The organism is Pantoea sp. AS-PWVM4 (assembly GCF_000468095.1).
Taxonomy (GTDB): domain Bacteria; phylum Pseudomonadota; class Gammaproteobacteria; order Enterobacterales; family Enterobacteriaceae; genus Pantoea; species Pantoea phytobeneficialis.
Genome location: NZ_ASZC01000013.1, coordinates 66,720 through 93,240 on the forward strand (window position 1 = coordinate 66,720; position 26,521 = coordinate 93,240).

The 26,521-nt window shown below is 54.7% G+C and carries 21 protein-coding genes and 2 tRNA genes; 9 read left to right on the forward strand and 14 right to left on the reverse strand.

What is annotated here, in order from left to right; genetic code table 11:
* The first annotated feature begins 318 nt into the window (after positions 1-318).
* Entirely contained in the window at positions 319-1,878 is a 1,560-nt protein-coding gene (gene garD / locus L579_RS12235) for a galactarate dehydratase (protein ID WP_021184547.1), read from the forward strand.
* Positions 1,879-1,956: 78 nt separating this feature from the next.
* Here garD and L579_RS12240 read toward each other — a convergent pair whose 3' ends face one another.
* The 4 genes from L579_RS12240 to syd form a co-directional block, all read right to left on the reverse strand.
* Entirely contained in the window at positions 1,957-2,403 is a 447-nt protein-coding gene (locus L579_RS12240) for a flavodoxin (RefSeq protein WP_021184548.1), read from the reverse strand.
* Positions 2,404-2,414: 11 nt separating this feature from the next.
* Entirely contained in the window at positions 2,415-3,194 is a 780-nt protein-coding gene (gene truC / locus L579_RS12245; RefSeq protein ID WP_021184549.1) for a tRNA pseudouridine(65) synthase TruC, read from the reverse strand.
* A complete protein-coding gene (locus tag L579_RS12250; protein ID WP_021184550.1) occupies positions 3,194-3,523 on the reverse strand; it encodes a YqcC family protein in 330 nt (109 codons plus the stop codon). The genes truC and L579_RS12250 overlap by 1 nt, the downstream gene beginning before the upstream one ends.
* 589 nt (positions 3,524-4,112) lie before the next feature.
* Positions 4,113-4,661 carry a SecY-interacting protein gene (gene syd, locus L579_RS12255; RefSeq protein ID WP_036626560.1) on the reverse strand — a complete coding sequence of 183 codons (549 nt, stop codon included), beginning with the start codon at positions 4,659-4,661 and terminating at the stop codon, positions 4,113-4,115.
* Between the two features lie 62 nt (positions 4,662-4,723).
* Between syd and queF the strand changes: the two genes are divergently transcribed.
* The 3 genes from queF (at position 4,724) to xni (ending at position 7,932) form a co-directional block, all read left to right on the forward strand.
* Complete coding sequence (gene queF / locus L579_RS12260; RefSeq protein WP_021184551.1) at positions 4,724-5,569, forward strand: NADPH-dependent 7-cyano-7-deazaguanine reductase QueF; 846 nt, start codon at positions 4,724-4,726, stop codon at positions 5,567-5,569.
* Positions 5,570-5,755: 186 nt separating this feature from the next.
* Positions 5,756-7,120 (forward strand): nucleotide 5'-monophosphate nucleosidase PpnN, encoded by a 1,365-nt coding sequence (gene ppnN / locus L579_RS12265; RefSeq protein ID WP_021184552.1) that lies wholly within the window; start codon positions 5,756-5,758, stop codon positions 7,118-7,120.
* 35 nt (positions 7,121-7,155) lie between these two features.
* The gene (gene xni, locus L579_RS12270) at positions 7,156-7,932 is read left to right on the forward strand and encodes a flap endonuclease Xni (protein ID WP_021184553.1); all 777 of its coding nucleotides are present in this window, start codon (positions 7,156-7,158) and stop codon (positions 7,930-7,932) included.
* Positions 7,933-8,007: 75 nt separating this feature from the next.
* On the opposite strand, the gene rlmM is transcribed toward xni, so the two are convergent.
* The 4 genes from rlmM to L579_RS12290 form a co-directional block, all read right to left on the reverse strand.
* Positions 8,008-9,108, reverse strand: a complete 1,101-nt coding sequence (gene rlmM / locus L579_RS12275; RefSeq protein WP_021184554.1) for a 23S rRNA (cytidine(2498)-2'-O)-methyltransferase RlmM — start codon at positions 9,106-9,108, stop codon at positions 8,008-8,010.
* On the reverse strand, positions 9,101-9,496 hold the full coding sequence (locus L579_RS12280) for a DUF423 domain-containing protein (protein WP_021184555.1): 396 nt from the start codon (positions 9,494-9,496) through the stop codon (positions 9,101-9,103). Before L579_RS12280 ends, rlmM begins: the two co-directional genes overlap by 8 nt.
* A gap of 50 nt (positions 9,497-9,546) precedes the next feature.
* A complete protein-coding gene (locus L579_RS12285; RefSeq protein ID WP_013510265.1) occupies positions 9,547-10,464 on the reverse strand; it encodes a transcriptional regulator GcvA in 918 nt (305 codons plus the stop codon).
* A gap of 335 nt (positions 10,465-10,799) precedes the next feature.
* Entirely contained in the window at positions 10,800-11,024 is a 225-nt protein-coding gene (locus tag L579_RS12290; protein WP_013510266.1) for a YgdI/YgdR family lipoprotein, read from the reverse strand.
* Between the two features lie 212 nt (positions 11,025-11,236).
* Here L579_RS12290 and csdA point away from each other — a divergent pair, with 212 nt between their 5' ends.
* Both csdA and csdE read left to right on the forward strand, forming a co-directional pair.
* Positions 11,237-12,442, forward strand: a complete 1,206-nt coding sequence (gene csdA / locus L579_RS12295; protein ID WP_021184556.1) for a cysteine desulfurase CsdA — start codon at positions 11,237-11,239, stop codon at positions 12,440-12,442.
* Positions 12,443-12,446: 4 nt separating this feature from the next.
* Positions 12,447-12,893 carry a cysteine desulfurase sulfur acceptor subunit CsdE gene (gene csdE / locus L579_RS12300; RefSeq protein ID WP_021184557.1) on the forward strand — a complete coding sequence of 149 codons (447 nt, stop codon included), beginning with the start codon at positions 12,447-12,449 and terminating at the stop codon, positions 12,891-12,893.
* Here the strand turns inward: csdE and tcdA are convergent.
* Positions 12,890-13,693, reverse strand: coding sequence for a tRNA cyclic N6-threonylcarbamoyladenosine(37) synthase TcdA (tcdA, locus tag L579_RS12305; protein ID WP_021184558.1), 804 nt, complete (start codon positions 13,691-13,693; stop codon positions 12,890-12,892). The genes csdE and tcdA overlap by 4 nt on opposite strands.
* A gap of 47 nt (positions 13,694-13,740) precedes the next feature.
* Entirely contained in the window at positions 13,741-14,889 is a 1,149-nt protein-coding gene (gene mltA / locus L579_RS12310; protein WP_021184559.1) for a murein transglycosylase A, read from the reverse strand.
* A 204-nt stretch (positions 14,890-15,093) separates the two neighbouring features.
* On the opposite strand from mltA, the gene L579_RS12315 reads away from it, so the two are divergent.
* Both L579_RS12315 and L579_RS12320 read left to right on the forward strand, forming a co-directional pair.
* Positions 15,094-15,170, forward strand: a tRNA-Met gene (locus L579_RS12315).
* 53 nt (positions 15,171-15,223) lie between these two features.
* A tRNA-Met gene (locus tag L579_RS12320) sits at positions 15,224-15,300 on the forward strand.
* Positions 15,301-15,374: 74 nt separating this feature from the next.
* Here L579_RS12320 and amiC read toward each other — a convergent pair.
* A complete protein-coding gene (gene amiC / locus L579_RS12325; protein WP_021184560.1) occupies positions 15,375-16,619 on the reverse strand; it encodes an N-acetylmuramoyl-L-alanine amidase AmiC in 1,245 nt (414 codons plus the stop codon).
* Between the two features lie 232 nt (positions 16,620-16,851).
* Between amiC and argA the strand changes: the two genes are divergently transcribed.
* Positions 16,852-18,180, forward strand: a complete 1,329-nt coding sequence (argA, locus tag L579_RS12330; protein ID WP_021184562.1) for an amino-acid N-acetyltransferase — start codon at positions 16,852-16,854, stop codon at positions 18,178-18,180.
* A 71-nt stretch (positions 18,181-18,251) separates the two neighbouring features.
* Here argA and recD read toward each other — a convergent pair whose 3' ends face one another.
* Genes recD through ptrA form a run of 3 tightly spaced genes read right to left on the reverse strand, consistent with a single transcriptional unit; the run spans position 18,252 to position 26,517 of the window.
* A complete protein-coding gene (gene recD, locus L579_RS12335; RefSeq protein ID WP_021184563.1) occupies positions 18,252-20,087 on the reverse strand; it encodes an exodeoxyribonuclease V subunit alpha in 1,836 nt (611 codons plus the stop codon).
* Positions 20,084-23,623, reverse strand: coding sequence for an exodeoxyribonuclease V subunit beta (gene recB, locus L579_RS12340; protein ID WP_021184564.1), 3,540 nt, complete (start codon positions 23,621-23,623; stop codon positions 20,084-20,086). The genes recD and recB overlap by 4 nt, the downstream gene beginning before the upstream one ends.
* On the reverse strand, positions 23,620-26,517 hold the full coding sequence (gene ptrA, locus L579_RS12345; RefSeq protein WP_021184565.1) for a pitrilysin: 2,898 nt from the start codon (positions 26,515-26,517) through the stop codon (positions 23,620-23,622). The genes recB and ptrA overlap by 4 nt, the downstream gene beginning before the upstream one ends.
* Positions 26,518-26,521: the final 4 nt, after the last annotated feature.

Below are 26,521 nucleotides of genomic sequence, written 5' to 3' on the forward strand. Positions count from 1 at the left end.
AGCCCGATGATTTCATCACCTGGATACATATTTTATGGCGTTTGCACATAACGCTGCGGCATGGCTCACGGAACCATCAAAATCAACCCAACAATGGTTAATTAACGTACAGTCTTATGACGCTTTGTGAGTCCCTTCACTTGTGTTTGGTGAAACGTCTCAAACTGACGCAATAAAAGCGCTAAAAGCCAGTCAGTTGCACAATGTATTGGGTAATACCCCTGCATATACTAAGGCTGGCAAAAAAAAGATGGCGTGACGGAAGCAATCAATGACACCGCGTTGCCATGTACAGCGCGGCAGAATGGAAGGTGAGCAATGAACCGACCTCTAAGCGAGAAACCGCTTTATATTAAAGTGCACGATAGCGATAACGTCGCCATCGTGGTGAATAACCAGGGGCTGCCTGCGGGCACCCGCTTTGACGATGGGCTGCAACTGACTGAGCATGTGCCGCAGGGCCACAAAGTCGCGCTGGCTGATATTCCTGAGCAGGGCGCGATTGTGCGCTACGGTGAAGTGATCGGCTATGCGCTACGTCCGATTGCTCAGGGCAGCTGGATTGAAGAGTCGCTGGTGGCGCTGCCCGAAGCGCCCCCTCTCGCCAGCCTGCCGCTGGCGAATAATGTCCCACCGGATTTACCGCCACTTGAGGGTTATACCTTCGAAGGCTACCGCAATGCCGATGGCAGCGTGGGAACCCGTAATCTTCTCGGCATCACCACCAGCGTGCATTGTGTCGCGGGCGTGGTGGATTACGTGGTGAAAATTATCGAGCGGGATCTGTTGCCGCGTTATCCCAATGTTGATGGCGTAGTGGCGCTGAATCATCTGTATGGTTGTGGTGTGGCGATCAACGCGCCGGCGGCAGTGGTACCGATTCGCACCATTCATAACCTGGCGCTGAACCCCAATTTTGGCGGCGAAGTGATGGTGGTTAGCCTCGGTTGCGAGAAATTACAGCCGGAACGCCTGCTCACCGGCACGCCCGATGTACAGGCCATTTCGCTGGACGATAACGACATTGTGCGTTTGCAGGATGAGCGTTTGGTCGGCTTCGGCGCGATGGTGGATGAGATTTTGCAGGTCGCTGAGCGCCACCTGAAGCGACTGAATCAACGCAAGCGCGAAACCTGCCCGGCTTCTGAGTTGGTCATCGGCATGCAATGTGGCGGCAGCGATGCGTTTTCCGGGGTCACCGCTAACCCGGCGGTGGGTTTTGCTTCTGATTTGCTGGTACGTTGCGGCGCGACAGTGATGTTTTCTGAAGTGACTGAAGTGCGCGATGCAATCCATCTGCTGACGCCGCGTGTGGTCGATGAGGCGACCGGCAAACGTCTGCTGGAAGAGATGGCATGGTATGACGACTACCTCAGCCTCGGTCAAACCGACCGGAGCGCCAACCCCTCGCCCGGCAACAAAAAAGGCGGCCTGGCAAATGTGGTAGAAAAAGCGCTGGGATCGATTGCCAAATCAGGCCGCAGCCCGATCGTTGAAGTGCTGTCTCCAGGACAGCGACCCACCAGGCGCGGTTTGATCTATGCGGCGACCCCCGCCAGCGATTTTGTCTGCGGTACACAGCAGATGGCATCCGGCATTACGTTGCAGGTATTTACCACCGGTCGCGGTACGCCGTATGGTCTGGCGGCAATTCCGGTGATCAAGATGGCTACGCGCAGCGCACTGGCTGAACGCTGGCATGATCTGATGGACATCAATGCGGGCACCATCGCCACCGGCGAGGAGAGTATCGAGCAGGTGGGTTGGCGGTTGTTTGAACTGATTCTGGATATTGCCAGCGCACGTAAGCAGACATGGTCAGATCGCTGGGGCATTCGCAATCAGTTGGCGGTGTTCAATCCGGCACCCGTGACCTGATAAAATCTGGTACGCATTAACACGTAGCGGCGCGATTTATCGCGCGGATTTTTGGCGATAAATCGCGCCGCTACGGAATTACAACAATTTACCCCAGTTTTCCACCCAGGGTGTCGTCACGGATTCCGGCTCCGGATCTTCTGTCGCATCTACCGTTAACAGGTCACCGACACGTTTGGCGCTCTGCTCCTGCAACAGCGCATCAAAGGTTTTACCCGCGCCGCAAAAGTTATCGTAGCTGCTGTCGCCCAGCGCAATCACGCCGTAACGCAAGTCAGGTTGATAGCCCAGTTGATCTTTCACCGCATGGTACAGCCCGGCGATACTATCGGGAAAATCGCCTTGTCCGGTGGTGGAGGTGATAATCAACACCACATCATGCTGATAATCCTGCCACTGCGCCAGCGATGGGTCTTCAAAGACTTTCACTTCATGACCCTGCGCCTGCAACACCGGCTCCGCCTCTTCCGCTACCAACAACGCATTGCCGTAAACCGTACCTACAAAAATGCCAATCTTTGCCATCAAGCCGCTCCTTATTCTGTTGGCTTATCCTGGACTGCCTCATCGGCAAACTCAACCCTGGGAACATCAGGGATCTGATCCTGCCAGCCAAACTGATGCAGCATCTGCTGCCAGACGGCATCCAACCCGGCACGAATCACCAACGGCTCCCCTGTCACCGGATGATTCAGACTCAGCGCACTGGCATGCAACATCAGGCGATCAAGACCAAAATTTGCTGCCGCACCACGGTTCTGGCGCAGATCGCCGTGCGTGGTATCACCAATAATGGGATGGCGCAGATGCGCCATATGGCGTCGCAACTGATGCTTACGCCCGGTGCGCGGTTGCATCTCCACCAGACTGTAACGCGCGCTGGCATAGCGGCCAATCGCCACAGGCATCTCGGTGTGGGCCAGCATCTGAAAGTCGGTGACGGCCGGTTGCGGGCCACGCGGTTCGGTGGCGAATTTATCGGCGATTTTGTCGAGTTCCTCGACCAACGGATAATCCAGCGTGCCGCTTTCCGTCAGCCAGCCACGCAGCACGGCATGGTAGGTTTTGCGGATTTGATGTTGCTCAAATTGTTGAGCCAGCAACCGGCCAACCTCGCTCGACAGTCCCATCAGCAATACGCCGGAAGTGGGGCGATCGAGCCGGTGTGCGGTAAAGACGTGCTGACCGATCTGATCGCGCACCGTCTGCATCACCACCACTTTTTCTTTGCGGTCGAGCCAGCTTCGGTGCACCAGCCAACCCGCAGGTTTATTGACCGCGACCAGCCACTCGTCCTGATAAATAATTTCCAACATCAAGCTGCGGGTTCCGAAAATAAGGCATCAAGCTGGCGTAAGGTCAGCAACAGCATGGGATGGCCCGGCGTGCCGGGAGGAAGCGCCATTTCATAATAATGCGCTACGGCGAAGTTTTGCGGCAAGGGTGCACCGGCGTCAATCAGCGCCTGCATACGCGGGATCAACACCCACTGTAACCACTCAAGAGGTGCCAGCGTATCAAGGCAAAAGGGTTGGGTACTGGCAAACGCTGCCGCATCGGGGGATTGCATCTGCCAGTGGTCGTGCTCGCGCATCACCGCTTCGACCTGCTGTAGCCGCTGCAAAATAAGTTGTTGCGACGACATGCGCCACCTCCAGAGAAAAATCGGGCGGCAAGCATATCACTTGTCGGGCGATGCTCAAAAAACGCATAAAAAAAGGGGAGCACTGTAATTACAGTGCTCCCGGTTCGTTTGCAGCAATCCCGCCACCGCTGTGCTCCCTGCTCATCCGTGACAACTTTTCCTGTGCTGTCCTTCGCTTGTCATCCTGACATTGGTCCTTAGCATCCTGGCCCGCCACATCCCGCGTGGCTCTCATTCTCCGTCCTGGAGGTGTCCCTGACTCACTCCTGAGTGTCCTGCTTCATCATGAAGCCTTCCGTGTGCCGTAAACTCCGTTACGCTCCAGCCCCCTGGCTGACATTCTCCTGAACATCGCTTAATCCGTGGCTTCCTGCCAGTGGTGACTATTCTGGCAGAAACTATCGCGTATACAAGGTACTAAAAGCCGTTACATCAGTCAGTTATCGAATTATTTTCGGACTGCTGCCATAAACTCATGATTCACAATATTTTTACAAGCCTGGCTTCCTGAATTCTTCAGTACAATTTGCCGATCTCTCACACGCTATGTGAGAGATCTCTTACACCAATACAGGCTAATGTCTGCAATTTACTCGCTAACTGGTTGTAAGTTATTAAGAAACATCTTAATTTCTGGGGATAATACTTCGCGCTTTTTGCTACCAGGATGCTCAAGAATAACTTCACCGGTAAGATTGCACAGGGAGATGACATCCTGTTCGGAATCAGTGGTGGCGATAAATAAAGTGGGGCTTTGCTTCAGGCGACGCTTCATGACCAGATGACCAATCAAATTCTCCTGTAGCCGCGTGAAGTCGTCCTCACTCCATACCTGTAGCAAGGTCATATCCTGCTGCTGAAAACGGGCGGTCATATCACCGGCAAACTGCGTGGTGTAAAACGCGGTGATTTCGGGCCGAAGCTCAATCTCCAGTGCGCGCTCAACCGCAGCCAGCGTGGCAGGCAAGGTAAAAGGCTGTGGCTGCCACAACACACGATCATTCACCGTGCTCTGTATACAAGGGGAAGGTACGCCAAACAGTTCACTGCTTGCAGGTAAATGCCCGGTGCGCTGCTGCCATTCGTCACAATATCGGGCGGTAAAATCGCGCAGAGCATCCACGGTTTGCTGCATCATTCATCTTCTCGCTTCTGATAGGTTACACTTAGCCACTTTGATGGATTTTAGTGGTAACCGTTATGTCTACTGAACAACAGGATCAGGTATTAAGCGGCCTGACCTTGGGTAAACCCACGGCGTATGTCGATCATTACGACCGTTCGCTGTTACAGGCTGTGCCACGCAGTCTCAATCGCGAACCGTTGGGGCTGTTTCCCGACAACCTGCCTTTTCACGGCGCAGATATCTGGACGCTGTACGAACTCTCCTGGCTTAACAGCAAAGGCGTACCACAGGTGGCGGTAGGCGAAGTGGTACTCAACGCTGCGAGCCGCAATCTTATCGAGTCCAAGAGTTTCAAGCTCTATCTTAACAGTTTTAATCAGACGATTTTCGCCGACTGGGGGGAAGTTCGCCAAACGCTGGAGCGTGATCTCAGCGCCTGTGCTGAAGGTGAAGTTAGCGTGGCGCTGTTCCGCCTCGGTGAAATCGAAGGCCAACCGATCGGTCATTTTACCGGTGAACTGATCGATGAACAGGACATTGAGATTCACGACTATGCGTTTAATGCCGATCACCTGGCGCAGGCCGCTGGCCACGACATTATTGAAGAAACGCTGGTCAGCCATGTTCTGAAATCTAACTGTCTTATCACCCACCAGCCTGACTGGGGTTCGGTGATGATTCGCTATAAAGGCCCGCGTATCGATCGTGAAGCGCTGCTGCGTTATCTGGTGTCTTTCCGTCAGCACAATGAGTTTCATGAACAGTGCGTTGAGCGCATTTTCAACGACATTCAACGCTTTTGCCAACCGGAAGCGCTGACGGTCTATGCCCGTTACACCCGCCGTGGTGGGCTGGATATCAATCCGTGGCGGAGCAATGTGCCCTTCTCACCGGGATTTTCCCGCCTGGTTCGCCAGTAACAGATTGCGAGATACCTCGCAGGCCGCGGCACGGATGCGCGGTTCCACTTGAGCATTGACCGCAGACAAGGCTACTCTGTCCAAGGCGCGGGCGGCTAACCGTGCGCGACCAGGGATATTCGTCACTGTGCTCAGGAAGTTAAGCACAGCGTCATCAGTCACGCGCTTGCGTGTAAAGGAGTTCTCTTGATTACTCATATTAGCCCTCTTGGCTCGATGGATCTGCTCTCCCAGTTGGAAGTCGATATGCTGAAACGCACCGCCAGCAGCGACCTGTACCAACTGTTTCGCAACTGTTCACTCGCGGTGCTCAATTCTGGTAGTCAGACCGACAGTAGTCATGAACTGCTTTCCCGCTTTGAAAGCTTTGATATCAACGTATTACGCCGTGAGCGTGGCGTTAAACTTGAACTGATCAACCCACCGGAAGAAGCCTTTGTCGATGGCCGGATTATCCGCTCATTACAGGCGAACCTGTTTGCCGTACTGCGCGACATTCTGTTTGTGAATGGCCAACTTTCCGCTGCCGAACGCTTTCAGAATCTGGATGCTGAAGACTCGGCACATATCACCAACCTGGTCTTTTCTATCCTGCGTAACGCCCGTGCGCTGCACGTCGGTGAGTACCCCAATACCGTGGTGTGCTGGGGTGGTCACTCGATTAACGCTGTGGAATATCAGTATTGTCGTAACGTCGGCACACAACTTGGCCTGCGCGAACTCAATATCTGTACCGGCTGTGGTCCGGGGGTGATGGAAGCGCCGATGAAAGGTGCCGCAGTGGGTCATGCACAGCAACGCTATCGCGACAGTCGTTTTATTGGCCTGACTGAGCCTTCAATCATTGCCGCTGAACCACCGAACCCGCTGGTCAATGAATTGATTATCATGCCGGATATCGAAAAACGTCTCGAAGCCTTCGTGCGTATTGCCCACGGCATCGTGATCTTCCCTGGTGGCGTTGGCACCGCGGAAGAGTTGCTGTATCTGCTTGGCATTTTGATGAACCCGCAGAATAGCGATCAGGTACTGCCGTTGATTCTGACCGGCCCGCAGGAGAGCGCTGATTACTTCCGTGTTCTGGATGATTTTATTGTCAGCACGCTGGGCGAAAGTGCGCGCAAACATTACAAAATCATTATTGATGATGCTGCCGAAGTGGCCCGCCTGATGAAGCACGCAATGCCGCAGGTGAAAGAGTATCGTCGTGAAACCGGTGATGCATACAGCTTTAACTGGTCAATTCGTATCGTGCCGGACCTGCAACTGCCGTTCCTGCCTACCCACGAAAATATGGCTAACCTGAACCTGTATACCAATCAACCCGCAGAAAAACTGGCGGCAGACCTGCGTCGAGCCTTCTCTGGCATTGTCGCCGGTAACGTGAAAGAAGTGGGTATTCGCGAGATCCGCGAAAAAGGTCCGTACAAACTTCATGGCGATCAGGACATCATGCACCGCATGGATGAACTGCTACAGGGCTTCGTCGCCCAACACCGCATGAAACTGCCGGGCACCGCGTATATCCCCTGCTACGAAATCATCAAATAACTCAGGAAGGCAGCCTGCGGGCTGCCGCTATCATCATGTCTTTCCATCTTCTTATTGTTGATGCCCTGAACCTGATCCGTCGTTTACATGCCGTTCAGGGCTCACCATGCCGCGATGCCTGCGTGGCAGCATTACATCAGTTGTTGGGCCATACCCGCCCGACACATGTGGTTGCGGTGTTTGATAGTGCCACACGCCAGCCTGGCTGGCGTCATACGTTATTGCCGGATTACAAGGCGGGCCGTCCACCGATGCCGGATGATTTGCAGTCGGAAATGCCTGCCATCCAACAAGCGTTTCAGGCGGCAGGGGTCAGTTGCTGGATCGCCGATTTGGACGAAGCCGATGATCTGGCCGCCACGCTGGCGGTCAAAATGGCTGATGCCGGACATCAGGCTACCATCGTTTCGACAGACAAAGGTTATTGCCAACTGCTGGCCCCGAATATCCGCATTCGCGATTACTTCCAGAAACGCTGGCTGGACGTCCCCTTTATCGAACAAGAGTTCGGCGTCACACCCGGTCAATTGGCGGATTACTGGGGATTGTGTGGCATCAACAGCAGCAAGATTCCCGGTGTGGCGGGCATCGGCCCGAAAAGTGCGCGGGAACTGATTGCGCAATTTGGTTCGCTGGAAGCGATTTACCAGCAGTGGGATCAAGTGCCAACAAAGTGGCAGGGGAAATTGCAGGCACAGCGTGATATGGCGGAGATTTGCCGCCAGGTCTCAACATTGAAGCGGGACCTGGTATTGCAGGGCAATCTGAATACGCTGCGATACAACCACCAATCAGGTGGCTCATCGACATAAATTTGTAGCGGCGCGATTTATCGCGCGCCTTTCAACACCAGCGCGATAAATCGCGCCGCTACGTGCATCGAAAAATTAGCGTTCGTCGCGGCGACCACCGACGGCGGCCCAGATACGGCGCACATGCACCGTCACTTCTTCGCGATCGTGATAGAGCTGACGCGCCTGAATCTGCGCATTAATACCGTGCTCTTTCAGGGTAGCATCAATCATTGCCAGATTTTGCGTCACCTCTTCGTAGCGCTTTTTCATCGGCAGCTTGAGGTTAAAGATCGCCTCGCGGCACCAGCCATTGACCAGCCATTCGCTCATCAGGCTGGCAACGCGCACCGGTTTTTCCACCATGTCGCACACCAGCCAACTGATGTTGTTACGCGGTGGGCGGAAACGGAAACCATCTTCACGGCAATGCGTAACCTGCCCGGTATCCATCAGGCTCGGAGCCATCGGGCCATTATCAACCGCATACACCATCATGCTGCGTTTCACCAACTGATAAGTCCAGCCGCCGGGGCATGCGCCCAGGTCAACCGCCCACATCCCACTGCCCAAACGTTCATCCCATTCGTCAGCCGGGATAAAGACGTGAAACGCCTCTTCCAGTTTTAAAGTGGAACGGCTCGGCGCATCAGCCGGGAACTTCAGACGCGGAATGCCCATATAGAACGGCGAGTTATTCTGCGGCAATGAGTAGCCGACATAACAGGTGCCGGGGGCAATAAAGAACACATGCACCACTGGACGCTTCGGGCTTTCGTAGTTGAGCAGAATTTTATTTTCACGCAGGCTGGCACGCAGCGGCACGGTAAATTTGCGGCAGAATTTGGTCAGCTCTTTGGCTTCATTCGTGTCCGGCACTTCAACACGCAATTCACCGCCCTTCTCCACCACGCCCGTCAGCATACCGACAATCGGTGAAATACGATCTTCTGGCGGCAAATCACGCAGCAACTCACCCACCACCACCATCTGGCGGGCAAAAATCAGTTCAGCAAACGGCAACTGGCTGATCAGTTTTTCTGCATCTTCCTGTTGGTAGCACTCAAATAACACATAACCGGCATCATCTTTTACGCGCGGGAAACCATAGATCTCACGCTCAGCCGCTTTCGCACTGATCTCTGCCGCACACTCTTTCTCAAAGCCGGGACGGCAATAGAGTAAAACTTTATTCATGGCGTTCTGCCTTTCGTTTCAGACGCAGTGCGCCAATCAACATCAAAAACCAGCCAATCAGGAAGCCAAAGCCACCGACTGGCGTTACAAATACCCAAAACTTCAGATGCGACAGCGCCAGGCAATAGAGGCTGCCGCTGAACAACACGGTGCCCAAGGCTAACGCCGCGCTGCTCCAGTAAAACCAGATATTGGCACGGCGCAACATCGCCGATGCAAGACCGATAATCGCCAGCGTATGATAGGCCTGATACTCAAGGCCGGTATGAATCCACGCCATCTCAGCTGGGCCAAGGGATTTACTCAACACATGGGCACCAAAAGCACCAAAAGCCACCAGCGTGAAACCGCTAATGGCTGCAAAAATAAACATCGCACGACTGGACATCAAACAATCCTCAGAGTGAATACGCACGTCACTGTGCAACAATCAACGCGTTAGTGATCGTAACGAAAACGAAATTTCTCTTGTTCGGTTGCGGCTTTGGCCAGGATCCACTGTCGAAAGGCGGCTATTTTACCCAGTTCTGCCTGACTGTCATGACAAACCAGATAAAAAGCATTTTTACTGACCAATACGTCATTAAAAGGACAGACCAGACGACCCGCTTCAATTTCGCTCTGCGCCATCACATTATTCGCCAGCGCCACGCCCTGACCGTGAATCGCCGCCTGCAACACCATCGCGCTGTGACTGAAAATCGGTCCCTGCTGCACGTTAATGTGCTGCAAGCCTAGCTGGCGGATATAGGATTGCCAGTCACGGCGTGAGGCATCGTGCAGCAGTGTGAAGTGCGCCAGATCAGCCGGTGACTTCAGAGGATGGTCCCCGGTCAGCAATAACGGTGAACAAACCGGCAACAGATATTCCGCGTAGAGTTTCTCCACGCGTAACCCCGGCCAGTTGCCACGACCATAGAAAATCGCCACATCCACATCATCCGCCAGTTTCTCTTCATCGCGGTCAACGGCCTGGATGCGAACATCAATACCCGGATAAGCTGTATTAAAGCTGGAAAGACGTGGCACCAGCCACTGAATGGCAAAGCTCGGCAGCAGGCTAACCGTCAGCGCCCCTTTGGCGCTGCGTGCCTGTAGTTTACGCGTCGCATCGTTCAGCGCGGAGAAAATTTCCTTGATATCCAGATAGTAGCTTTGCCCTTCTTCCGTCAGCAAAAGCGAACGATTCCTCCGGCGAAATAGCTTAAGACCGAGAAAATCTTCCAGAGATTTAATCTGATGGCTGACAGCTGCCTGGGTAACAAACAGCTCCTCAGCAGCTTTGGTAAAGCTTAAATGGCGTGCCGCAGCATCAAAGACGCGTAAAGCATTCAGCGGGGGAAGGCGTTTTGACATGGTTTTCCGTATCCGGATCAACAGAGTAATACTGCAACTTATAACAAGTCATACGGTATTAGTTTTTTTAATCCGAGACATTATAAATTGTCCGTTGAGGAAGCTCCAGCAAATACCTATAGTTGCCGCACTTCCTAAGCCGGAACGAAAAGATTTCTGGAAATGTGCGTTAGTTCGCAGACTTTTGGAGAGCTTTTGGCTTGTGGTCGTGATGTTGTGTTTGCATTTTGATCTGACGATTGCAGATCAAGCTTTTAATTCCTGTAGATTTACCCTGTCTGTCCAAAGTGATTTACATAGCACCGCAAATTGCGGTGCTTTTTTTTATCTGTCGATTACTGCCCCATCTCAACCATCTCTTTGACATCTGAGCGGTTAATCTGCTGCTGGTTGCCATTGGCATCTTTATAGCTGATCATACCGGTATCATCGTCTACTTTAGGTTTGCCAGAAGCAACAATGGTGCGGCCATCATTGGTATGCATCACGTAGTTGCTGGAACAGGCAGCCAGGGTAAAGGCCATGGTACACACGGCCAGCACTGCGGCGAGTTTTTTCATTTTCTATCTCCTTGCAGATTGATTGCATCAAACCACCCGCGAGACGCTGACCAGAGGCAGCTGAAAAAGTGAAATCGACTGGTAAAGGTCGATTTCTAATGCGGGTTTTGGTTTAAACCTTGAAATAATTAGCATAACGCGCTTTCCCAGCTTTGCCAGGTTACAGACCGACTTTCAGTCTGGTCCTAAAAACTCATCACAACAGGCCGGATATGACCATTTTTACGCCCACCGCTTTTCGCCAGCAATTCCCCGCGCTGGCTGATGCTGGTGTCTATCTCGACAGCGCCGCCACCGCCCTGAAACCGCTGGCGGTGATTGAGGCCACGCAACAATTCTATTCCCTGAGCGCCGGGACGGTGCATCGCAGCCAGTTTGCCGCCGCGCGTGCCTTGACAGAACAATATGAACAGGCACGCGGCCTGGTCGCACGCTGGCTGAATGCTGCCGATGACCGACAAATTATCTGGACGCGTGGGACCACTGAAGCCATCAACCTGGTGGCAAACAGCTGGCTGGCTCCGCGTCTGCAACCTGGCGATGAAATTGTGGTGAGTGAGGCGGAACACCACGCCAATCTGGTGCCCTGGTTGATGGTGGCGCAAGCAAAAGGCGCAAAAGTGGTGAAATGGCCGCTGGGGGCCAATCGCCTGCCCGATATTCAGCAGTTGCCTCACTTACTGAACTCACGTACCCGACTGCTGGCTATCGGTCAGATGTCGAATGTCACCGGTGGTTGCCCGGACCTGGCGCAGGCGATTCAGCTGGCACATGCCGTGGGTGCCAAAGTGATGGTCGATGGTGCGCAAGGTGTGGTGCATTGCGCGCCGGATGTGCAGGCTGAAGATATCGATTTTTATGCGTTCTCCGGCCATAAGTTGTACGGGCCGATGGGTATTGGCGTGCTGTATGGCAAGGCGGAATTACTCGAAGCCATGTCCCCCTGGCAAGGTGGCGGCAAAATGTTGACGCAGGTGGATTTCAGCGGTTTCACCCCACAACCGGTGCCGTGGCGTTTTGAGGCAGGTACACCGAATGTGGCAGGAGTGATTGGCTTAAGCGCTGCGCTGCGGTGGCTCAGCCAGCACAACGCGGAAAAGATGGAGATGTGGAGCCAGCAACTGGCAAGCCTCGCCGAAGAACAGCTGAGCGCCCTGCCCGGTTTCCGCAGTTTCCGCTGCGGCAGCAGCAGCCTGCTGGCGTTCGATATCGCGGGTATCCATCATAGCGATATCATCACGCTGCTGGCAGAACATGGCATCGCGTTGCGCGCCGGTCAACATTGCGCCCAGCCCCTGATGGCGGCACTGGGTGTCAGCGGCACGCTGCGTGTCTCGTTCGCCCCCTATAATAATTTGCAGGACGTGGACGCGCTGGTGCGCGCCATGCATAGCGCCGTGGATTTACTGAGTGAATAATACAATGAGCACAGCCCTTCTCGCCCCGCACCCGTTTGGTGATCTGATTACCGAGGCCAGCCTGACGGAGAAATTCAGCCATTTTCATCAGTGGGAAGACCGCTATCGTCAGTTGATTCAGTTGAGTCGTCAGTTGCCTGCTTTACCGGAGGATTTAAAATCCGCTGAAATCGAACTGACTGGCTGTGAGAATCGCGTCTGGCTGAGTAGCCAACTACAAAGCAATGGCACCTTGCATTTCTATGGCGACAGTGAAGGTCGCATCGTGCGTGGCTTGCTGGCGGTGCTACTCACCGCGGTGGAAGGGAAAACGCCAGCCGCCCTGCTGCAACGGGACCCACTGGCGCTGTTTGATACGCTTGGCCTGCGCGCTCAGCTCAGCGCCTCTCGCAGCAGCGGATTGCAGGCGCTGGCCGACGCAGTGCAACGTGCCGCACGCCAGCATATTTAATGTTGCCGCGCTGCTCGCGCGAGGAATTTCTTCAACGCGTGTGAAACCGCGATAAAACCAAAGGTCGCGGTCACCATCGTCGCTGCGCCAAATCCGGCGGCGCAATCCATCCGCTTCGGACCTTCTGCGGTGCTGCGGGATGCACAGACGCTGCCGTCTGGTTGCGGATAGACCAGTGCCTCAGTCGAAAACACGCAATCGATGCCCAGCTTACCTTTGCTGTTCTTCTTCACACCAAAATCGTTTTTCAAACGCTCACGGAGTTTCGCCGCCAGCGGATCCTGAATGGTCTTCGCCAGATCGCTTACCTGGATCTGCGTCGGATCAATCTGTCCACCGGCACCACCGGTGGTGATCAACGGAATCTTGTTGCGCCGACACCAGGCAATCAGCGCCGCTTTGGGGCGTACGCTATCGATCGCATCGATCACATAATCGAAGCCGACCGGCAGCAGTTCTGCGGTGTTTTCCGGTGTGATGAAATCATCGATACAGATGACCTCGCATTCCGGGTTAATCGCGCGGATACGCTCCGCCATCACCTCAGTTTTTGCCTGGCCCACTTTGCCCTGCAACGCATGAATCTGCCGGTTAGTATTGGTGATACAGACATCGTCCATATCAATCAGGGTGATTTTACCGATTCCGGTACGCGCCAGTGCCTCTGCCGCCCAGGAGCCCACACCGCCAATGCCAATCACGCAAAAATGGGCGTCGGCAAAACGCTGCAACGCATCCTGCCCATACAGACGCGCCGTGCCGCCAAAGCGTTGTCGCCAGGCGTCGCTAACCACTGTCATAACAAACCTTACTGATCGTGCGGGCGATAGCGCCCGCAGAGGAAAATTTAATTGGAACCTAACAACAACGAACCATTATTGCCGCTTTGTGCGGTGCTGAACAGCGGTTGACCGGCTCCCGGTGCCGCTTTCAGCACCCAGACACGACCATAATGGTTGTAGAAACCAGCCAGATGAGCGGCATCCGGGCCGACGCCCTGATAGATGTCAAAATGCTGGCCTTTAATCGCACCACCGACATCCAGCGCCACCATCAGACGCATTTCATACTTACCGTTAAACTTGCCCTTCTCGTTTAACTGCGGCACTTCCGCCAGCAGCGCCGTCCCGGCTGGGATCAGCGAACGGTCAGAGGCTACCGAAGCCTTGGCTATCAGCGGCACGGCGCTGGCACCACGTACCGGTACATACTCTTCCGGTTTGAAGAACACGAAAGATTGGTTGGTTTCCAGTAGCGCACGCACCTCTTCTGGTGAATGAGTCTGCGCCCACTGACGAATCGCCTGCATCGACATATCTTCGCGTTTCACTTCACCGCGATCGATCAGCTCCTTCCCAATGCTATGGTAAGCCCAGCCGTTTTTACCGCCGTAACCAAAGAAGCGCAGTGGCCGCCCATCGCCGAAGTCGACATAGCCGCTGCCCTGAACATCCATCATAAAGTTGTCGATCAGCGAGTTGCTGTAAGCAATAACATAACGGTCATCGAGGCCGCCGCTATAGATAGAAGCGCGGCTGGGTAATTTTTGCCCACTGCGGCGAGGCGGCATACGATAAATTGGGTACTGGAATTCGCCCTGACGGGTATAACGCGCTTCGACCACCGGGGTGTAGTAACCGGTGAACTGCACGTTGCCGTAGTTATCCGTCCCTTCCATCTGATAGGCGTTAAGGCCGAATTGACGCAACTGGCGGGTATCACCACCTGACATCAGCCAGTTTTCAATCGCGCTGTAGGTACCGGTGTTGCGGCCATACAACCCGGAGGACGCAGACTGAATCTGACGAACCTGATCGCCAAAGTCCCGGCCATTGACCGGACGCCCTTTCGCATTCGGCTGGTTCACCAGGCCCAGCGGCTGATCCAACTTGCCATCTATATATTGCTGGCCACGATCCGTAGGTTTGGAGCTACAACCCGCCAACAGCGCGAGAAATGCGCCAGTAAGTGCATACTTCACACGATTTGCTTTCATGACCTTCTCTTTTTATCGATAGTTTGCATGGCGACGATAGCAAAGGGGCCGACAGAATGAAATCCGCCACCCAGTGCGACCTTGATATACGTACAATAAATAACCTATTGGGGGTTTTATTCACCAACTGGCTGTAAATTTTGTGCTTTCTGTCAAAAAGGGGTTGCATCGCGGCGCGTGCGGAGTATAGTGCGCATCCACGGACGCGGGGTGGAGCAGCCTGGTAGCTCGTCGGGCTCATAACCCGAAGGTCGTCGGTTCAAATCCGGCCCCCGCAACCAACTCTTCTTAGATGAAGAGAGACAATGTGAAAAGTCGCACAGCGACAGACGGACGCGGGGTGGAGCAGCCTGGTAGCTCGTCGGGCTCATAACCCGAAGGTCGTCGGTTCAAATCCGGCCCCCGCAACCAATACAAATAAGCACCTTAACGGGTGTTTTTTTGTTTTTATCGTCTGGAGAATCGCGGCGTCCTTGCCACAACCATCAGCGATGCGCCAGCACCGCCCCTTTCTCGAAATACGCTTTGATGCCATGCAGAATGGCTTCCGCTACCTGATGCTGGTAACGCGCCGTACGTAGCTTCCTTTCTTCTTCCACATTACTGATAAACGCCGTCTCCACCAGAATCGACGGGATATCCGGCGCTTTTAGCACCGCAAAACCGGCCTGATCCACCGTGCGTTTATGCAGATGGTTGATGTGCCCCATGCGCGACAACACCTCTTTACCAAACTTCAGGCTGTCATGAATGGTCTGACGCTGCACCATATCGAACATGGTGTGGTCGAGATAACGGTCGCCGCTCATGCTGACGCCACCAATCAAGTCTGATTCATTCTGGGTTTGTGCCAGAAAGCGTGCCGCAGCAGAGGTTGCGCCGCTGGTGGAAAGCGCAAACACTGACGAACCGCGCGCCGCGCGGCTGGTAAAGGCATCGGCGTGAATTGACACAAACAAATCCGCACGCTGCTTGCGCGCTTTTGCCACCCGGACACGCAACGGGATAAATACGTCTTCATTGCGCGTCATATAGGCTTTCATATTGGGTTGTTTGTCGATCAGCGCCTTCAGATAGCGCCCCATCTTCAACACAATATCTTTTTCACGCGTTTTATATTTGCCATGCGCGCCCGGATCTTCCCCGCCATGCCCTGGATCGATCATGATGATAATCGGGCGGTCCCGTCCGGCTTTACCCGGTAACGGGGCCTGCGCAGGTTGATCGCGATCCAGATCGCCCTGATTGTAATCCTGGAGTAACGCCAGTAAGGGATCCTCTTCCGGCTGACGCTGGCTGGGATAAAGATCGACCACCAACCGATGCTTAATCCCCGCGACCGGATCGAGGGTGAAGCTGCGTGGTGCCACGCTGCGCTTCAGTTCCAGTACAATACGCACCGTATTGGGATCGAACTGCCCCACGCGGGCCGTTTTGATATAGGGATCATCAACGCGCACCAGTTTATCGACGCCTTTCAGCACCGGATTGATATGCAGATTGTTGATGTCGATAACCAGACGGTCGGGATGACTCAGCGTGAATTGTTTGTATTGCAGGGGAACATTGGATTCCAGCGTAACGCGCGAGTACGTCGACGAAGGCCAGATGCGCACGGCCACAATATGCTGGCTGGCCGCCAGCCCGCTGCGCGTCACGCTCAGCAACCATAGCGCGCCCGCTCCCTGCAATAATCGTCGGCGTGAAAAAAAAGGATTTACGTCAAACATGCCTCTCCAGCTACTGCGTAATGTCTAAAATATCGCCAGTTGAGTAAAAGAAGATGAAAACTTTAGCCAGTCCCTGGTGCCTTCCCACTCAGGAAAAGCCAGATAATGCAGGCTGTTAGCACAGGTTGCATCAGAAAATTCGTAAAGTAACGTCAGGCTGGCCGCTTGCATTACGGCGCAATAAAGCATAAAAATACAAAAATTTCGAATAACCATTCACAGAGGGTTTGCCGTGAAGGAACGTAGTACTGAACTGGTTCAGGGTTTTCGCCATACCGTTCCCTATATAAATGCCCACCGTGGCAAGACCTTTGTCATTATGCTGGGTGGCGAGGCCATCGAGCATGATAACTTCTCCAGCATCGTTAACGACATCGGTCTGTTGCATAGCCTTGGCATCCGCCTGGTGGTGGTTTACGGCGCCCGTCCGCAGATTGATGCCAGCATGGCACAGCATCAACTGGAGCCGACTTATCATAAACATACGCGTGTTACCGATGCGCAATCGCTGGAGCTGGTGAAACAGGCGGCAGGTCGTTTACAGCTGGATATCACCGCGCGTCTGTCGATGAGCCTGAACAACACCCCTTTGCAGGGCGCGCATATTAACGTGGTCAGCGGCAACTTCATCATCGCCCAACCTCTTGGCGTCGATGATGGCGTGGATTACTGCCACAGTGGACGCATTCGTCGTATCGACGAAGAGGCAATCCATCGTCAGCTGGATAACGGGGCGATTGTGTTGCTTGGTCCGGTTGCTGTTTCCGTTACCGGTGAGAGTTTTAACCTGACTTCAGAAGAAGTCGCTACCCAACTGGCGATCAAACTGAAAGCGGAAAAAATGATCGGCTTCTGTTCTGAACAGGGCGTGACCAACCGCGATGGCAATATCATTTCCGAACTGTTCCCGAACGACGCCCAGGCGCGTATTGATGAAATGGAAAACGAAGGTGATTTCCTTTCTGGCACGGTGCGTTTTCTGCGTGGCGCAGTCAAAGCCTGCCGCAGCGGCGTGCGTCGCAGCCATTTAATCAGCTATCAGGAAGATGGCGCGCTGTTGCAGGAGTTGTTCTCGCGTGACGGTATCGGCACACAGATTGTCATGGAGTCTGCCGAACAGATTCGTCGTGCCACCATCAATGATATTGGTGGCATTCTGGAGCTGATTCGCCCGCTGGAACAACAAGGGATTCTGGTACGTCGTTCTCGCGAGCAACTGGAAATGGAGATCGACAAGTTCACCATCATCGAACGCGATAACCTGACCATTGCCTGCGCGGCACTCTACCCGTTCCCGGACGAACAGATTGGCGAGATGGCCTGTGTGGCCGTTCATCCGGATTATCGTAGCTCGTCACGCGGCGAAGCACTGCTGCAACGTGTGGCATTGCAGGCACGGCAGATGGGTCTGAAAAAGCTGTTCGTGCTCACCACCCGCAGCATTCATTGGTTCCAGGAACGCGGCTTCACACCGGTGGACATTGAATCGCTGCCGGAGAGCAAGAAAAAAATGTACAACTATCAGCGCCGCTCTAAAGTGTTGATGGCAGATTTGCGCTAACTGTTCCGCCTGCCGTAGCGGCACGATTTCGTGCGCGATGCCAATAAAAACCCGCGCGATAAATCGCGCCGCTACGAAACCAATCTCTCCAGCAATCCACTTCTGCGCTGCGTGCGCAGTTGTACCGCACGGCGGAATACCCCTTCATCGCTGTACAACGTCAATTGATGGCGTGCACGGGTAATGGCGGTATAAATCAGTTCACGGGTCAGCACCGGCAGAAACTGCGCCGGCATGACCAGCGCGGTATGATCAAACTCCGATCCCTGGGATTTATGCACCGTCATCACCCAAGCCGTATCATGTGTCGGTAATCGGCTGGGCTGAACGGCTTTGATGGTGCCATCCGGTAACGGGAAGAAGACTTTCAGCAGTCCCTCTTCGTCCAGTAAGGTAATGCCAATGTCGCCATTGAACAGCCCCAATGCACTGTCGTTGCGCGTCACCATCACCGGTCGCCCCTGATACCAGCGACTGCCCCCAGCCGGACGACGCAACAGTTGCAACTGAATCAGTTTCTGTTCAATACGCTGATTAAGCCCCTGAACACCAAAAGGCCCTTCACGTAACGCACACAACAGCTGATAACGGCCAAAAGCATGAATAATCGTGGCGGGGTCGGCTCGTTCGGCAACCAGGTTCAGGTAGGGTCGATATCCCTCTGCGACCTGTGTCAGCATCGTCTGATACGCCTCAGTATCGCTCAACGGCTGGCGAGAGATATCGCTGAAGCCCGCACCAAACACCCGTTCGACCGCAACCACATCACCCTGATTAACGGCGGCTGCTAACTGACCGATACCGGATTGTGCGTCGAAGCGATAACTTTTACGCAGCAGGCAAATGGCATCACGTACCTGTGGAGCCTGGGGATCTTCCCTGCCCGTCAGATGACATCCGGTCAGTTGACTCAGCAGTGCTGCACGGGCCGGACTATAACCCGCCTCCGCACAGCGACAGATATCCCCCAACACCGCCCCGGCCTCTACCGATGCAAGCTGATCGCGATCGCCGAGGAAGATGACGCGAGCCTGTGGCGGCAACGCGGCAATCAGGTTCGCCATCATGCCAAGGTCAACCATTGAGGCCTCATCCACGACCAGCACGTCCAGATGCAGAGGATTACCGGCATGATAGCGCAGGCGTTGTGTCTCCGGCTGCGCCCCCAATAAACGATGTAACGTGGTGGCTTCTGCCGGGAAGCAGAGGCGTTCTTCCTCGCTGACGTCAAGTTGCCGTAACGCCTTACCGAGCGATTCCGTCAGGCGCGCCGCCGCTTTGCCGGTCGGTGCGGCCAGTTGAATGCGCAGTGGGTCCTTACTCAGCCGGATTAATGCCGCCAACAATTTTGCCACCGTGGTGGTTTTCCCGGTGCCTGGCCCACCAGAAATCACCGCGGTTTTCTGCGTTAACGCCACCGCAGCGGCAATTTTCTGCCAGTCTTCTGCCTGGGTACCAAACAACACATCCAGCACCGGGCGCACCACTTCTGGCGCGAATTGCTGTGGTGCGGCATCCACACGGAAAAAGCGTGCGACCTGACCTTCGTTCTGCCATAAGCGATGCAGGTAGAGCCGCTGTTGCGTCAGTACCATCGGGGTAGCCTGTGAGCCATCACTCAGCGCGGGCCAATCGTGAAACGCCGTTTGCCAGTCTTGCGGGGCACCCGCAGCCTGCCACATCGCCTGGGCCAGCTCAGGATGTCGGCCATTAAATAATTGCTCCGCCGTCAATTGTGTCAAAGGCAGGCAAACGTGCCCCTCACCGGCCTCCGCGCTCAGACAGGCCGCCGCCAGCAAACGTGCCGGTTGAGTGTCATCTGCCAACAGGCAGGCAAACTGGATATCGAGCGGGCGCAGCAAACGCAACGCCATCGCCTGAGTCAGCAGCGCGGTCATGCTACTCATGATGTCGCTCCTTCGCCGCGAAACAGGTTATTCAGTTGGGTAATGAATGCGTGGGAGGGGCGGGTATGGAACACCCCATTGGCAGGCGAGCTGCCATCCATGCCGCGCAAAAACAGATAGAATACGCCACCGAAATGCTGTTCATAGTCGTAATCCACCAGGCGATGCTCAAGATAACGGTGTAGTGCCAGGCTGTAGAGTTGGTACTGCAAATCGTAACGGTGGTCGATCATCGCCTGGGCCATCGCCTGCGGCGTGTAAGCGTCATGACTGTCACCCAACCAGTTAGATTTGTAATCCAGCAAATAATATTTCCCCTGCCAGCGAAACACTAAATCGATAAAGCCTTTCAGCATGCCCTGCACCTGACGAAAATCGAGAGCTGGCGCCTGGCGGGATAATTCGTCATGGCTTTTGACCAACTTATCCATTTTTTCGGCCAGCAACATGCCCTCAATCGGCAGATAAAACGCCATCTCTACCAGACGATCTTTTGTCTGCACTCCTGCCAGTTGAATACCCTGCGCATCAAGCGGTGTACTGACGACCCTGGCAATCCATGCGCTCAACATCGGCTGCCAGTGCAGCGGATAACCATTCTGTTGCAGATGTTGCTCCAGCACCGCATCCGTTGGCGGTTGAGTGAAATCCAGCGACTCAAACAATTCATGCAGAAAGGTTCCGGGGGCGGCACCACGCGGGAAATGGTGGGGCGTCAACGCTGATGGTTGAGGTTCACCCGACTCATCGCCAGATGCTTCCACATCAAACCCAGGCATGACCTCCAGCAAACGACTGCTGCCATGCTGCTGCAAGCCTGAATAGCTGGTAACGCGCCAGGGTTCGGCCAGCACACGCGTGACCTCCCGTGCGCTTAATGTCTCTTCACTGACGGTCTGCGCTTGCCAGCGCGTGGCATCGGACTCCCCGGCCAGCACCACTTCGGTACCGTCAGCGTTCATCTCCGCCAGCAACGCCGCCAACTGCTCCGCTGTTGCCGCCTCACCGCGTTGCAGCAGATAACCCAACGCGCTTTTATGCAGATCGCTGGCTCCCTCTTTCTTTCGCGTGCCACGGAACAGGGGGGCCACGCCAACGCTACAGTGATACACCGAACGCGTCAGCGCCACATATAACAGGCGCAAATCCTCCGCCAGACGCTCCTGTTCTGCCAGCTCAAGGCTGGCCTCATCATTTTGCAGATCGAGCACCGCCCCGAAGTTTTCCCGGTCGTGATACAACGCGCTATCGGCCTCGCGATAACCGGCGGCAAATGGCAGCCAAACAAGGGGATACTGCAACCCTTTCGATTTGTGGATGGTGACGATCTGCACCAGATGGCGATCGCTTTCCAGACGCAATTGCTGACTGGCCGCCTGACTGTCCGGGCGGGCAATCTGCTGCGCCAGATGACGCACCAGGGCATGAGGACTGTCAAGCTGGCTGGCCGACTCCTGCAACAGCTCGCCAAGATGCAGCAAGTCAGTCAGACGACGCTCACCGTTTTCGGAAGCCAGCAGATTTTCCGCCAGTTGACGCTCCAGCATCATCTCCCGCAGCATGGGCAATACACCACGTTGCTGCCACACCAACTGCCAGCGGGCAAAAGTATCCACCAGTTGATCCCAGCCGCGCGCATCCTGGTCAAGCGCATCCAGTTGCGCCGCATCAAAGGCAAACAATGAGGTTGCCAGAGCGGTACGCAGCATACGCTCCTGTTCCGGTGCCAAAACCGCCTGTAGCAGCCACAACAGTTCACGCGCTTCCGGCGTGGTATACACGCTATCGCGGTTCGACAGGTATACCGACGGGATCGCCAGCTGATTCAATGCCTCACGAATAAGATTGGCTTCGTTGCGGCTACGGACCAGCACGGTGATGTCGGATGCCTGTACCGGTCGCAAAGCCGGGGCTTTTCCTAACAACGCACGTTGCTGCTGACCAGCCTGCAACCAGCGGCTGATATCCGCCGCACACTGCTGCGCCATCAACTGTTGATAATCCCCCACGCTGCATCCTTCGCCGGGTTGTAACCAAAAACGCAATGCCGCCTGGGGTTGTTGGTCAAGACTCAGGGTCAACGTCTGGTTCGGTACGGCAAAGTTCACTGGCAGAAAAGGAATATCGGCAAACAGAAACGGGGCTTTGAGCCTGGAGAATAGCTGGTTGACGCTTGTCACCATTGATGGTGAGGAGCGCCAGTTGGTATCGAGCGTATAGTGAGCGCTCACATCATTACGGGCGCGGATATAGGTAAAAATATCAGCCCCACGGAAGGCATAAATTGCCTGCTTGGGATCGCCGATCAACAGCAAAGCATGCTCTGGTTGATTAACATACAGCGTGCTGAAAATACGGTATTGCAGCGGATCGGTATCCTGAAATTCATCAATCAGCGCCACCGGGAAACGCTGGCGGATGGCCTGTGCCAACTGTGCCCCGCCGGGTTGTTGCAGCGCTTCATCCAAACGACTCAACAGGTCATCAAAGCCAAGCAGCGCACGCAGACGTTTCTCTTTACGCACCGCCTCACGAACTTCGCTCAGCGCCCGGGCAATCACCAAATCACGCAGAGAAATCGGCTGCGCCAGGAACTGGTCAATCGCGACAAACAATGCGTGACGCGGGGCCTCCCCTTTTTTGGTTTTCTCGTCCAGCACCTGCTGACCAAAACGGGCCAGTTCCGGGGGCACCTGATAGTCCAGCGTCTCGCTGTGCGCCCACAGCGACACTTTGTTAACCCATACCGGCAGATTTTTACTGCTGTAGCTGCGCTTATCGACCCCGGAATCGCTAATCAGGCTAACAATGTCTTCGCCCACCGCAGCCCAGCGCGCTTTAATATCTGCAATACGTGCCAGATTCTGCGCATGTCGCGTAGCCAAAGTTTCATCAGCCGCCGGGGGAGATTGCAGGGTAGGCGTTTCTCCCTGTAACCAGGGACGCAGGGTTGCCAGCAACTGCTCCGGGCCACTCCACTCCGCCACGATGGCTCGCGCCACGTCCAGCGTCAGCGGATAACAGTGACGTCGCCAGAAATCGGCAGAGGCCTGCTTCAGCAGCTGTTGTTCATCTTCAATCAACTGCTGCTCAAACAACATGCCGGATTCAAAGGCATTAAGGTTGAGCATACGCTGACAGAAGCCGTGGATAGTAAAGATTGCCGCTTCGTCCATCTGCCGTTCCGCTGCCAGCAGCAGGGACGCTGCATCCGCTGGTTGCGGCATCTCCGTCAGCAGTTGAGCCAACATCGGGTTGTTGCTGTGACCACGAATACAAGCCAGCCGCAGTTCGTGGATATTTGCGCGAATGCGCCCACGCAATTCTGCGGTCGCGGCTTCCGTGAAAGTCACCACCAGAATCTCTTCCACCGAGAGTGGGCGGGTATAGGCTCGTTCGCCTCCCAACCCTAACAACAACCGCAGGTAAAGCAGACCGATGGTGAAGGTTTTCCCCGTGCCTGCGGATGCCTCAATTAACCGTTCGCCACGCAACGGCAGCGTTAACGGATTGAGCGATTCTGGCTGCAAACTCATTGGGCGTCACTCTTAACCGGCAGCGACTGTTGCAACTGGGAAAGCTCCTGCCAGGTGGTCCAGCCGGGCAACTGAGCATAATCGTCTTTCACCGTGCCATCGTGGCTGCCGCCGATTTGCGAAATCATTGCCATACCTTGCTGAGCCAGCACCGCCCGATGGAAGAAATCCGCCAGTCCGACGGGGGTCAGTTGCTGAATCTGAGCAATCACTTTTTCACGCGTATCAAAGGCAAAATTCTGCCGGTTGAAATCACGATTGTAGCGATTTGCTTCCTCATCGAGCGTTTGCGGGCGTTGTTGTAGATCGTTGATCATCGCCTGTTGATACTGGGCAAACTCTTCCGGTTTCATGCTGCGCAAACGCTGCTCCGCCTGTGGATAGAACGCCTGGAAACGTTGCAGCAGGAAAGCGGGTTGTTTGCTGTTGCTTTGCAACAGGAAGCCGATACCCCACTGACGGCCTACCGGCATCTGGAAAGCAAACACCGCATAACCCAATTGCTCTACGGTGCGCAGTTGGTTGTAGAACCAGGGCTGCACGATTTGGCTCAGCATTGAGCTGTTTGCCATGCTTTGATATTCGCTGTAACCCAGCGGGACATAGAGCGCCGCCAGTGCCGAATCGGTGCTGCTGCCCGCTTTTTGCAGATTGGCTTTAATCGGTTTCTCAATCGACACATAGTCGCTATGCCAGTAACGATGGCCATCGCTTTGCAACTGCTGTTTCAGGTCCTCCCCCAACTGTTTAACCCGGTCAGCAGGAAGATTCCCGACCACGATCATTTCTGGCGTGGCGTGGTGGATCAGTGCATCACGGTAGTCCGTTACCTGCTTCAGGGTGATCTCTTTCACCAGCTTACGGCGCACCTCGCGTTGGGTATAAGGCAACTGCGACAGCATCTGCATTGGCTGAATCGCCAGCTCAAAGGCTTTGCCTTTGTCGGCGGATTCCAGCTGATCAAGGTACCAGGATTTCGCCTGTTCCAGTTGCTGCTCAGTCGGCATGAAAGTGGCATAGCCTTCCACCAGCTTTTTCAGCAACTCAGGCAAACGCTGAGTGAAGCCACTGGCGTTGAACTCTAGCCCATCGTTTTCTCCGGTGGAGAAACTGATACCGCCAACCGAGGCCTGAGAATTCAGCTGATCCAATGCGAGGCTGGAGAGATAGTCATTGAGGCCAAACAACACTTGTTGTTGAGCATCACTGATCGCCGCTTTGTTACGCAGCGCCAGGGTGATGGCAGCTTTAGGTTCACTGGCGTAGAACTGGCTTGGCATCCAGAAAATACGCATGCTGTCGCCCGTAGTCAGCGCCACCGGATGGGTATAGGTTTTGCCATCAGACGGCATAATCGAGAAATCTGACGGGATATAAGGGTTAAGCGTCGGCATTGACAGTTGGATGGCAGCCGCGCGCTGTTGCCAGTCACTGAACTGGGCATCGCTGATTTTATCCACCTGATAGGGCGCATTCACAAAGTAGGCTTCTTTGTTGTGCGGCTCCTGCGGGCTGATATACCAGATACGCGCATTCTGCGGTGTCATCTCCGCCAGACGCGCTTTGATGGCGGCAGGATCATAATCATCCGCCAGGTATGGGGCATCCAGCGCATGCTCAATTGGCACGCGCAGCATGGTATCAACCAGCCATTCGATGTAATCCATATTGCGGGTGATGGAGGGATAACGGAAATCCAGCGCCAGCACATGAGAAACTTCATCGAAATAGGCTTTATCGATGCCTTTATTCCGCAGCATATCGAGGTAACTGAAGATCGCCGCGACCACTTCATCACGCTGCGCCAGACCTTTATCAGTCAGGGACACGGTAATGGCAAACACGCCGCTGGTGCGTTCGGTCATTGGATCGGCTCCGGCGTTAACACCGTCCGCCAGCCCCTGACGTTGTAGCCAGTCATTCAGGGTGTTTTTGCTGCGATTACCAAGTAAATAGCTGATCAATGTATCTGTTTTGCTACGGAAACGGTCACTGTTGTTGGCAATGCGGAACTCAATTTTCAGCTGTTTGCGCGGCTGAGCAGGCACATAATGAATAATGATGCCTTTCTGTGCATCAGTCACCACCGGCACACTGATATCCGGCACTTTCGCCTGATGATTGGTCACGCGGCCAAACGTTTTCGCGGCGATATCCGCCATTTCCGGCAACGGTTTGTTGCTGTAAATCACCGCTTTCATCAGGTTAGCCGAGTAGTGGCTGTGATAGAAATCGAGCAATGCCTGATGCAGTTTGCTATCAGGTTTATCCTTCAGCGTATCGAGGTTGCCGCCCGAAAAACGCGCACCGGGATGTGCCGGGTTGAGAGTTTCCGCGCCCACTTGCGCCATGCGCAAACCATCGCGCGATCGCGCCATCGTCAATTCCGCATTAACCGCATGACGCTCACGATCGGCATTGACCGGATCCAGCAACGGCTCAGCAATAGCATCGGCCAGACGATCCACCGCCGGTTGCAGTGCATCATTTTCCACTTCCAGATAGAACGCCGTGCGATAAGACGCGGTGCTGGCATTGTGGCTGCCGCCATGTTTTTTCAGGAATTCTGCGAGGTTATCCGGCTGCGGATACAGCTTCGACCCCATCAGCACCATGTGTTCCAGATAGTGCGCCAGCCCCAGCTGTTGATTGGGATCATCGAGGGATCCTATCGGTAAGGTCAGTGCTGCCAGCGACTTCGGTGCGGCGGGATCGGAGACTAACAATACGGTCATACCGTTTGTCAGCGTAATGGCCTGGTAGGCGCGTGGATCATGATCGCTCTTACGAATGGTTTCATTGACTGGCTGCCAGCCACGTTGCTCATCAGCCACAGCAACCAATGCCGTGACGCTCAGCAGCAGCGCCGCTATCCAGCGTGCGTAAATCCGCATTTAA

What these genes read in the sequence shown, in the direction of transcription:
- L579_RS12250 (WP_021184550.1), bottom strand. Translation starts at nt 3,523, where the DNA reads ATGTCGTCGCAACAACTTATTTTGCAGCGGCTACAGCAGGTCGAAGCG.
- garD (WP_021184547.1), top strand. Translation starts at nt 319, where the DNA reads ATGAACCGACCTCTAAGCGAGAAACCGCTTTATATTAAAGTGCACGAT.
- recD (WP_021184563.1), bottom strand. Translation starts at nt 20,087, where the DNA reads ATGAGTAGCATGACCGCGCTGCTGACTCAGGCGATGGCGTTGCGTTTG.
- tcdA (WP_021184558.1), bottom strand. Translation starts at nt 13,693, where the DNA reads ATGACAGTGGTTAGCGACGCCTGGCGACAACGCTTTGGCGGCACGGCG.
- L579_RS12280 (WP_021184555.1), bottom strand. Translation starts at nt 9,496, where the DNA reads ATGTCCAGTCGTGCGATGTTTATTTTTGCAGCCATTAGCGGTTTCACG.
- truC (WP_021184549.1), bottom strand. Translation starts at nt 3,194, where the DNA reads ATGTTGGAAATTATTTATCAGGACGAGTGGCTGGTCGCGGTCAATAAA.
- csdE (WP_021184557.1), top strand. Translation starts at nt 12,447, where the DNA reads ATGAGCACAGCCCTTCTCGCCCCGCACCCGTTTGGTGATCTGATTACC.
- ptrA (WP_021184565.1), bottom strand. Translation starts at nt 26,517, where the DNA reads ATGCGGATTTACGCACGCTGGATAGCGGCGCTGCTGCTGAGCGTCACG.
- csdA (WP_021184556.1), top strand. Translation starts at nt 11,237, where the DNA reads ATGACCATTTTTACGCCCACCGCTTTTCGCCAGCAATTCCCCGCGCTG.
- amiC (WP_021184560.1), bottom strand. Translation starts at nt 16,619, where the DNA reads ATGTTTGACGTAAATCCTTTTTTTTCACGCCGACGATTATTGCAGGGA.
- recB (WP_021184564.1), bottom strand. Translation starts at nt 23,623, where the DNA reads ATGAGTTTGCAGCCAGAATCGCTCAATCCGTTAACGCTGCCGTTGCGT.
- xni (WP_021184553.1), top strand. Translation starts at nt 7,156, where the DNA reads ATGTCTTTCCATCTTCTTATTGTTGATGCCCTGAACCTGATCCGTCGT.
- mltA (WP_021184559.1), bottom strand. Translation starts at nt 14,889, where the DNA reads ATGAAAGCAAATCGTGTGAAGTATGCACTTACTGGCGCATTTCTCGCG.
- queF (WP_021184551.1), top strand. Translation starts at nt 4,724, where the DNA reads ATGTCTACTGAACAACAGGATCAGGTATTAAGCGGCCTGACCTTGGGT.
- rlmM (WP_021184554.1), bottom strand. Translation starts at nt 9,108, where the DNA reads ATGAATAAAGTTTTACTCTATTGCCGTCCCGGCTTTGAGAAAGAGTGT.
- L579_RS12240 (WP_021184548.1), bottom strand. Translation starts at nt 2,403, where the DNA reads ATGGCAAAGATTGGCATTTTTGTAGGTACGGTTTACGGCAATGCGTTG.
- L579_RS12290 (WP_013510266.1), bottom strand. Translation starts at nt 11,024, where the DNA reads ATGAAAAAACTCGCCGCAGTGCTGGCCGTGTGTACCATGGCCTTTACC.
- syd (WP_036626560.1), bottom strand. Translation starts at nt 4,661, where the DNA reads ATGATGCAGCAAACCGTGGATGCTCTGCGCGATTTTACCGCCCGATAT.
- L579_RS12285 (WP_013510265.1), bottom strand. Translation starts at nt 10,464, where the DNA reads ATGTCAAAACGCCTTCCCCCGCTGAATGCTTTACGCGTCTTTGATGCT.